The sequence below is a fragment of the Cupriavidus sp. 01L46 genome (assembly GCF_056399905.1).
Genome location: NZ_JBFTSF010000355.1, coordinates 1 through 5830 on the forward strand (window position 1 = coordinate 1; position 5830 = coordinate 5830).

Consider the following 5830-nt stretch of genomic DNA (forward strand, 5'->3'; position numbering starts at 1 on the left):
GCTGCACGCCACGCAGGTGAATCTGTTCGAGTTGTTCTCGCGACAGGAAATATCCTTCGTCGTAGCGAGCGTTAACATAGATCGAGGCATCGTCGAGTAACTGTTCATAGATGTGGGACATCGAACTACCCCTTGAAGATCACGATTAATGCGATGCGCCTGCAGCCAGCGCTTCCAGGGCGTCACCATCCGAAGTCTGGTCCACAATCCACTTGCACATCCGACGTACCGGCTCGATGCCGTCCTGTGGAATTGCCGCATCCTCGAAGAGTGCCGCGGCGCCGAGCGAAACGAGACGTTGTCCACCTTGATACGCGAGGCGGTCGCGCAGGCTATCCTTAAGTGATTCCGGGTAGAGGCCAATCGTCTGGGTATAGGCGTTGACGGACATCACTGCGGTATCCATGGAATCGATTGGCACGATATTGGCGACCCGGCAGGCGAGCTGGCGGGCGAAATCCACAGGTGTGTCGTTTTGCGAAACAATGATTGCGCCCTCATTGGATTTACCGCCGTACACTCGGTATTCGTCACCGGCAAGTCGCAGCCCGTCGATTTCATCCTTGAGCTCGCTGCTGAAGGATTTGTGAGGTGTACTCAATGTCGTCGGCAGTTTCTGCAAGGCATCGAAGGTCAGCATACCCAGGTGATTGGCATTCTTAAGACCGGTCTCGTCAGTGCCGCACGCAACATAGACAACCCTCGCGTTCACGCAGCCTTCCTGATTCATCACGCCGATGTCGAGTGCGAGCCTGCGCGCGACTGAGCGCGTGGTATCTGTATCCACAAAGGCTTCCGGGCCGATGATGGTGGCACTGTGCTTCGGGTCGAGGGTGATCAGATCCAAGCCTGGCTGCAAGTATTGGGTGATGTGCCGGATGCTGGCGAAACCACCCCAGGCGACGACCTTTTCCACCAGGCGTGGGTCATAGATATGTCTTTCGATAGACTCGTCGCCACCTTTCCAATACACGACGCTCAGGTGCTTTGTCAGGGGGTGGTCGGGGTCCAGTTCGAGCATGGTGCGGGCGATGGCCGTAGCGGTAAGAGGGTCGTTCGAGGGGGTCTTTATGACGGCATCTGAGCGCGTAAAGGCGTTGCGGATAACCGTGCCGACGCCTACCATCGGTACATTGCCTGCAATGACATGGACGCAGCGAGCACCGAAGGCGCGAATGCGGCTGGGTCTTCCCGTATGTACACGGGAGGGCTGCTCGACCCATTTTTCAAGATAATCAATGCCTACCAGGCGTTCCGCCGTTTCGCGCACAACGGCGGGCGAGAACATCTCGGGTATTGCCTCATAGAGGTACCGCAGAATGGAATCGGAAATGCCCGATGTTTGACAGGAAAGATTGTAGGCGGCCTGTAGGTGAGGGTTTTCCGAAAGAACCAGTTTCTTTCCCAACTGTGCCAGGAAGTCCACGATATCGTCGAACGTCAACGCATAGAGGTCTGCCATCCTCGATGGCGTGCTTAGTGTGAGTCTATCCAGGTAATTCAGTAGATTCGGCGTGGAGAATGCGACATTTCCGCCACGCCCGCCAAATTCCAGTGTGCAGTTGTCAATCAGTTCACCGCGGATGATGAATGGTATCTGTAGTGCGGATTGCATGGGCATCTCTCCCGCCGTCGAGGCATTAGGAGGAAAGGAGAATGATTACTGGTAGGGCGGGCAAGGCAATGCAGACGCTCATGCGGCCGAGACATGCGGCCCGGACACAGCCATCGACAATAGCTGGCGGGTCTCGCCTTACCCATGGCGGGCTCGGCGAGACCGGGCGGCCAGGGGATGCTCAACGCAGGCGGATATCCACTCGTTCGATGGCGCCGTTAAACGGATAGCCGACGGTGTAACGTCCGGCCGGTGAGCCGGTATCCATGCCAACGTCAAAGGTCTCATCAGCAGAGAAAAATCCTGGCGTGGTGACCGGCAGATGGCCACTGCCTACCGGCGTGCCGTTCACTTGAAGCGTGCCGGTGCCGCCCTTGGCATAACCTGTCCCCTCGTAAGCGAAGTCAAACTGCACCACGTTCCTCCCCGGCTGCAGCGGCTTGCTACCCGTAATCTCCATGCGTGCCACATCGAACACTTTCTGCACGTAGACCGGCTTGCCCTCATCGTTAAGGTAAAGGGACCAACCCGCGGTAGTGCCACCCATGGCGGCAATGACACCATGGGCGCCGCCCTTGGGAATATCCACCGTGGCCACGATGCTGTACGAGCGGTTCTTGATCGCTGGCGCTTCAGCTTCAGGGATACCCACCGCTCCCGCGAAGTAGCTGAACTCTGTGCGCTTGCCAGTCAAGTTGGGGAGAGGCGTGCGGGAGCAGGCCGTATCCTGCAACGGTAATACTTGATTCTTTGCTGCCTCTGCCAGAAACAACGCCTGCATCTCCTTGAGTTTTTCCGGCAATTTGCTCGCCAAATCGGTGGACTGACTGAAGTCCTCGTTCAGGTTGAAGAGGGCCCAGGTGTCGTCGGCGAGCCGCTTGCCCCGGCATGTGCTTACCCACGGGTCTCGGTCCTTGTGCCGGGCCGAGGCCAGCCACCCATCGTGATAGAGCGAGCGGTTGCCGAACACTTCGAAGTACTGCGTGGTGTGCTTCTCCGGCGCATCTTTGTCAGCGAAGCTATAGATCAGACTTGTGCCATCCATTGGACGTTGCTTGACGCCATTGACATCTGCCGGGGCCTTCAGTCCCGCCGCCTCAAGAATGGTTGGCGCGAGATCGTTTACATGAGAGAACTGCCTGCGCAGACCACCATGATCCTGGATGCGCGCAGGCCAGGAAACCACCATGCCGTTGCGAATTCCGCCCAGGTGCGAAGCAACCGTCTTGGCCCATGGCAGGGGAGAACTCATGGCCCAGGCCCAGCCGGCTGGATACTGCACATAGCTGTCCGGGCCGCCCAGCCTGTCGAGGCGCTTCACCAGATCGGCCGCCGGTGTCTCAGGCATGCCCTGCAAATTACCCATGTAGCTATCCGCGCCGTGGATGCCGCCTTCAAGGCTCCCACCGTTGTCGCCCATCACGTAGATGAACAGCGTGTTGTCGAATTGGCCGCTCTCCTTCAACGATTGCACCAGGCGGCCAATTTGCGCGTCGGTATGCGCGAGATACCCTGCGTAGACTTCCATTAACCGCGCGGCGACCCGCTTCTGGTCTGTGGTGAGGCTTTCCCAGGCGGGGAGTTCATCCGGCCGCGGTGTCAGCTTTGTATCCTGCGGTACGACGCCAAGGGACTTTTGCCGGGCCAGAATCTCCAGCCGCATATCGTCCCAGCCCTTGTCAAACCTGCCACGGTATTTCTCGATCCATGCCCTGGGTGCCTGGAGCGGAGCATGGGTGCCACCTGGGGCGAAATAGACGAAGAACGGCTTGTCGGGTGCGATCGAGTGTTGCGTGCGCATCCAGTTGACGGCGCGTGTCGACAGGTCTTCGTTCAGGGTGTAGTCCTTCGAGGCTGTCCTTAGGACTGGCGTGGTGCCATCGTATAGCGAAGGATTGAACTGATCGGTTTCGGCGCCGATAAACCCGTAGAATTTTTCGAAACCTTGGCCGGTCGGCCAACGGTCAAAGGGACCGACCGGTGAGGCTTCCCAATCGGGTGTCAAATGCCACTTGCCAAAGGCTGCAGTGCTATAGCCCTGTTGACGCAACAGTTCGGCAATTGTGGCGGAGTCCTTTTGCAGCACCCCCCGGTAACCCGGATAACTGCTTGGCGAGTTCAGCACTGCGCCGACACCGGCTGCGTGCGGATTGCGGCCTGTGAGTAGCGAGGCGCGTGTCGGCGAACACACTGCAGTCGTATGAAATCGGTTATAGCTCAAGCCCCCACTGGCCAGGCCATCCATCGCGGGCGTCTTGACCGGTCCGCCGAAGGTGGAGGCCKCGCCGAAGCCTACGTCGTCAAGCAAGACCACTACCACATTTGGCGCGCCGACCGGCGCGTGCAGTAGCGGCACTGCGGGCGGTGTATCGCCAGGCTGCACCTCGTGGCTGGCCGCCCAGCCGAAGCTGGTCGCGGCGCAACTCAGGGCCAGGCACAACGCCGTGGCCAAACGCTTGCGTAGTCTGTTCATGATGGTCTCTCGTGTCTCCTGTTTTTTTCGTTCTCGTCGATGCCTATTGCGCTTTCGCGTGGGCGTGTGCCAAAATTTCTGAGCACTCGATTGAATCAAATGTTCGAATGGAATTTAGCAAGTGCCGTGGACCGTCGTCAAGACAAAATTTCACCCGCTACGGTCGTCGATTGCGCGCTGCCTGGCGTCTTTGACACGTCAGTCTTCGTTGCCAGATTCATTCGATCACTCAAACCATCTTGACAGGAGACCCTCAATGAAAACGTTACTCGCGTCACCCAATACAGCCGTGATCGTCACCGGTGGAGCATCCGGGCTCGGGCTTGCCTCGGCACGCGCATTAGCCGCCGTCGGCCGCGACGTTGCGCTGTGGGACATTCAGGCAGAAAAGGCGCAAAACCGAGCATCGGAGATTGCCAAGGAATATGGCGTTGCGGCGGTTGGTGTTGGCGTCGACCTGTGCGACCCCAACGCGCTGCGKGTTGCGCTGAACGCAACCCGCGCGGCATTGCCCCGGATCGGTGGATTGCTGCACGCGGCGGGCACGGTCGATACCGGGTCGCTCGAAGGCATCACGCCGGAAAAATGGGATGCTGGCATCCATGTTCACCTCCGCGCATTTGCACTGCTGGTGCAGGCGTTGTTGCCGGATCTGCGCGCCAATCCGGGGTCTGCGGTGGTCGGCATCGCGTCAATCAATGCCACCTTGGGCAATCACATCAACCCCATCTACAGCGCGGCGAAAGGCGGCATGTTGTCACTGATCCGCTCGCTGGCGGACGGCCTTGGGCGCGATAACATCCGCATCAACGCGATTTCCCCGGGGCAGATCCTGACGCCAATGCTCCAGCCCGCTGTAGACAGTTTGCCGCCAGGAACCTTCGAGCGCCGTATTCTCCTCAGCCGACTGGGACAGCCGGAGGAGATTGGCCGCGTTGCGCGCTTCCTGTTGTCGGACGAGGCGAGCTACATCACTGCGGCGGAGATCGTGGTGGATGGCGGCAACATCTCATCGCAGCGTATGTGAGCCGGCAGTAGTGCTGAACGTATAATCGGGCGCCACATTCATTGAGTCGTGCCCTGCCGCGCTGTTCCAAAGACCGCACAGCGTGTTGGGGGTATTGGCGTCATTGGCCAATTGCCCCCGGTGGGGCGGGTGGCACTCGTACTATCTGTAATCGATGACATCTCCTACTGTAAAAGGCGAGGCCCGGGAACGCATCCTGCTGGCGGYCGAAGAGCTGATGGCCAKGTATGGCGTGGACGGCGTATCGGCCCGCAGCATCAACGCAGCGGCTGGCGTTAGCGCCGGTATTCTCCACTATCACTTCGGTGGACTGGATAAGGTGGTGGACGCGCTGCTGGAACGCCATATGATGCCGTTGATGGCACAACGCCGTGAAATGTACGCTTCACTGCAGGCGCAGCCACAGGTCACGCTCCGCGGCGTTGTGGAAATACTCGTCATTCCGCTTGCCAGGAAAATCATTGAAGAAGGTAGTGCGGGTGCGCGCTATGTTCAGTTTTTGGCGCGCCTCCATACGGACCGTAACCCGAAGATCGCCGAGATATTCGAGCAGTCGTTTGGGGGGAACGCCTCCGCCTTGGTTGCAATGCTCCAGCGCATCCTGCCCGAAATCCCTGTGGAAGTGCTCAGGTCGCGCCTGATTGTCTGTTCCCATGCKATGCTCCATAGTCTCGCCGAAATCTCTGCTCGTCCCCAATCGCCGATATCTCCAGGC

At 59.0% G+C, this 5830-nt stretch carries 4 protein-coding genes; 2 read left to right on the top strand and 2 right to left on the bottom strand.

Annotated features, from left to right (window positions below):
• Window positions 1–145 precede the first annotated feature (145 nt).
• Both AC1DS3_RS34065 and AC1DS3_RS34070 read right to left on the bottom strand, forming a co-directional pair.
• Entirely contained in the window at window positions 146–1615 is a 1470-nt protein-coding gene (locus AC1DS3_RS34065; protein WP_441638648.1) for an acyl-CoA reductase, read from the bottom strand.
• Window positions 1616–1796: 181 nt separating this feature from the next.
• Window positions 1797–4088, bottom strand: coding sequence for a sulfatase-like hydrolase/transferase (locus tag AC1DS3_RS34070; RefSeq protein ID WP_477128908.1), 2292 nt, complete (start codon window positions 4086–4088; stop codon window positions 1797–1799).
• Between the two features lie 256 nt (window positions 4089–4344).
• Between AC1DS3_RS34070 and AC1DS3_RS34075 the strand changes: the two genes are divergently transcribed.
• Together AC1DS3_RS34075 and AC1DS3_RS34080 are read left to right on the top strand one after the other, a co-directional pair.
• Entirely contained in the window at window positions 4345–5115 is a 771-nt protein-coding gene (locus tag AC1DS3_RS34075; protein ID WP_441638652.1) for an SDR family NAD(P)-dependent oxidoreductase, read from the top strand.
• Window positions 5116–5269: 154 nt separating this feature from the next.
• A partial coding sequence (locus AC1DS3_RS34080; RefSeq protein ID WP_477128909.1) for a TetR/AcrR family transcriptional regulator occupies window positions 5270–5830 on the top strand: 561 nt, incomplete at its 3' end.